We start from the raw sequence: 2,471 nt of genomic DNA on the forward strand, positions 1-2,471 counted from the left end.
CGCTATGATTGGCTATTTTGGTATTCGAGGCTTATGGCGTTATTCAGTAGTAAGAAGTTGGCAACAACGTCGATTACGCTAGCGATTTTAAGCACAAAGATACAATCGCATTCCGTAAACTGGCATTCATATTTAGCCATCAGTGTATGACGAAGTAGACTAACAATGAAAAAGGACCACATGGGTCCTTTTTTCGTGTTGCTATTTACAACCTGTTTTTGGCTGTTTGATTTATTTTCAACCCATTAGCTCAAGGTAATCAAACGAGTCGACAAGGCCAAAAGGCGTTCTATTTCGCACTCAATACACTTGCTGGATTCAGCTTACTCGCACGCGAAGCGGGATACCACGTTGCCAATAAACTCAGCGTAATGGCGGTCATAGATACCAACACCACGTCATTAAACATAACTTGTGAAGGCAAAAAATCGACAAAATAGATATCACCGGACAGGAACTGATGATCTAACAGCGTCTCTAATCCGCTAATTATTGACGTCAGATTAAACGCAATTAAGACCCCAATTACACTACCCGCAACACTGCCAAGCACTCCGGAAAAAACGCCTTGCCAAACAAATATTCGTTTAATTAGGCCATCAGTAGCCCCCATAGTACGTAGAATCGCTATTTCAGCTGCTCGATCTTTTACCGCCATCATGAGTGTCGATACAATATTAAAACTTGCTACGCCAATGACGAGTACCATCACTAAATACATGATGGTTCTAACCAATTGAATATCGCGATATAAGAATCCAAACTTTTGCTGCCAACTGCGCAGATACACATACTCTTCTAACTGGTTTCCTACATTACGCACAATGAAGGTCGCGTTAAGGACTTCATCTACCTTAATCGATACGCCAGTGACTTTGTCACCTAATTGGGCGTATTGCTGGGCGTCTTCAAGCGGGATTATCGCCAAGTTATGGTCTATCTGACCATTAAGCGTCAAGAGACCCGCTACCTTTACCCTAACGCGCTTTGGCGCTTGTACCTTTGTCGTTCCATTAATGACAGGTAGCATTAAAGTTAACGAGTCGCCAACCTCAACGCCAACCGCTTGAGCGACACCTTGACCGAGAATGATCTGCCCAGCCCCTGGATGGAAGGATTCCCACACTTTCGCGTCAACAAATTCCATTAGACTCGACACTTCAGCTTCCAATGTCGGCTCAATGCCTCGTATTTCCACTGCTTTTAACTGCGATCCTTTTTCAGCCAATGCCGTCAATTTAATAAAAGGGGCAGCAGCCAAGACGTTGTTATTGTCTTTGGCTTGTTTCACCATTTTAGGCCAGTCCTGAATGGGCTTTTGTACCCCTTCAAACTCGCCATGAGAAACAACCGACAGCACTCTATCTCGAAGCTCTCGTTCAAACCCGTTCATCGCTGACAGGCCAATGATGATCACTGCAACCCCAACGGCAATACCAATCGTTGATGACAATGAAATGAACGACACCATTTTATTACGTTGCTTCGCGCGACTAAATCGGCCACCAATAAACAGCGAAAGTGAAGAAAACATTACACGGCCTCGTCATGAATGAAAGACCCGTCTTGCACCAACAACCCATCTTGCATTTTAAGCTGCCTGTCCATCTTCGCAGCAAGTTCACTGTCGTGTGTCACGACCAAAAATGCGGTACCCGATTCTTGATTCAGCTGGCGCATCAGATCATAAATCGACAATGCCGTGGCGTGGTCAAGGTTGCCTGTTGGCTCATCAGCCAAAACAAGGTCCGGTTTATTCACTAACGCACGCGCAATCGCGACTCGTTGACGTTCTCCACCGGAAAGCTCTGATGGACGATGCCCAATGCGGTGTGTCAACCCGACTTTATCAAGCAATGCCTTTGCTGCTGCATTCGCTTCACTGCGCTTCATTCCACCGATAAGCAAAGGCATAGCGACGTTTTCTAAAGCTGAAAAATCCGCAAGAAGATGGTGGAACTGATAAACGAAACCAAGATGACGATTCCGGATCTTTGCCTGCTTGTTTGAGCTCAGTGACGCCAGATTGTGCTCTAGGAACGTCACGTTTCCTTCAGTGCAATCATCCAATGCGCCAAGGATGTGCAATAAGGTGCTCTTCCCCGATCCTGATGTCCCAATGATGGAGACCAACTCGCCTTTTTTAAGGTCAAAACTGACCCCTTTAAGAACCTGCGTATCCAAAGAGCCGTCATGATAGGTTTTACAAACGTTATGACATTGTAGAAGATTACTCATATCTTAAAGCCTCGGCTGGTTTGACGGATGATGCGCGGTACGAAGGAAACAAGGTGGCCAATAAACTCAGCACAACCGCTAAAACAACAACAATGAATATTTGCGATGGGTTGATCAATATGGGCAGCTGTCCGCCCACAGAAAATAGCGCAACGCCCATCGTTTCGAGAATCGTATTAAGGTTAACCGCAAGCAGCACCCCTAGCGCCCCACCAGCCAGCGTCCCAATTACA

General features: G+C 45.8%; 2 protein-coding genes and 2 pseudogenes. 1 reads left to right on the plus strand and 3 read right to left on the minus strand.

Translation table 11 applies throughout. The annotated features are described in order from the left end of the window. A pseudogene (locus ACP45E_RS20025) lies at positions 1–82 on the plus strand (DUF2062 domain-containing protein); the annotation flags it as partial. Between the two features lie 207 nt (positions 83–289). On the opposite strand, the gene lolE reads toward ACP45E_RS20025, so the two are convergent. The 3 genes and pseudogenes from lolE to ACP45E_RS20040 form a co-directional block, all read right to left on the minus strand. Next, on the minus strand, positions 290–1,534 hold the full coding sequence (lolE, locus tag ACP45E_RS20030) for a lipoprotein-releasing ABC transporter permease subunit LolE (RefSeq protein ID WP_017037024.1): 1,245 nt from the start codon (positions 1,532–1,534) through the stop codon (positions 290–292). Beyond that, positions 1,534–2,238, minus strand: coding sequence for a lipoprotein-releasing ABC transporter ATP-binding protein LolD (gene lolD / locus ACP45E_RS20035; protein ID WP_017037023.1), 705 nt, complete (start codon positions 2,236–2,238; stop codon positions 1,534–1,536). The genes lolE and lolD overlap by 1 nt, the downstream gene beginning before the upstream one ends. Next, a pseudogene (locus ACP45E_RS20040) lies at positions 2,231–2,471 on the minus strand (FtsX-like permease family protein); the annotation flags it as partial. The gene lolD and the pseudogene ACP45E_RS20040, both read right to left, overlap by 8 nt.

Source organism: Vibrio genomosp. F10 str. 9ZD137 (assembly GCF_049974785.1).
In the GTDB taxonomy this organism is placed as follows: Bacteria; Pseudomonadota; Gammaproteobacteria; order Enterobacterales; family Vibrionaceae; genus Vibrio.

Excerpts from the sequence above, each read along its gene's own strand:
- lolE (WP_017037024.1), bottom strand. The coding sequence starts at position 1,534 with ATGTTTTCTTCACTTTCGCTGTTTATTGGTGGCCGATTTAGTCGCGCG.
- lolD (WP_017037023.1), bottom strand. The coding sequence starts at position 2,238 with ATGAGTAATCTTCTACAATGTCATAACGTTTGTAAAACCTATCATGAC.